This is a genomic window from Pseudoalteromonas sp. P1-7a, assembly GCF_001401855.1.
GTDB lineage: Bacteria > Pseudomonadota > Gammaproteobacteria > Enterobacterales > Alteromonadaceae > Pseudoalteromonas.
In genome coordinates this window covers 1-247 of record NZ_LKDU01000146.1, presented here as the reverse complement: position 1 = coordinate 247, position 247 = coordinate 1, and the positions used below count along the sequence as shown (strand labels likewise).

General features: G+C 52.6%; 1 protein-coding gene. It reads right to left on the bottom strand.

Annotated features, from left to right (window positions below):
* On the bottom strand, nucleotides 1–247 hold a 247-nt coding region (locus AN389_RS20465), incomplete at both ends, for an Ig-like domain-containing protein (protein ID WP_160318650.1).

Below are 247 nucleotides of genomic sequence, written 5' to 3'. Positions count from 1 at the left end.
CGGTGTTATCAAGTTCTACGCTATCTTGCGCATTTACAGGGTTACCTGCCACATCGGATACGCTAGCCGTGGCGGTGAGTGTGCCGTCGTTTAATGCGCTTGCATCAATCGGATCGGTAACATACTCGCCGTTTTGCACAAGTGCCGTGGATTCAACTTGGTTTGTGCCATCACTGATGATCACTGTCACGGTTTGACCGTCTTCCACATCGCTCACCGTGCCACGTACAACCATGGCGGCGCTTTC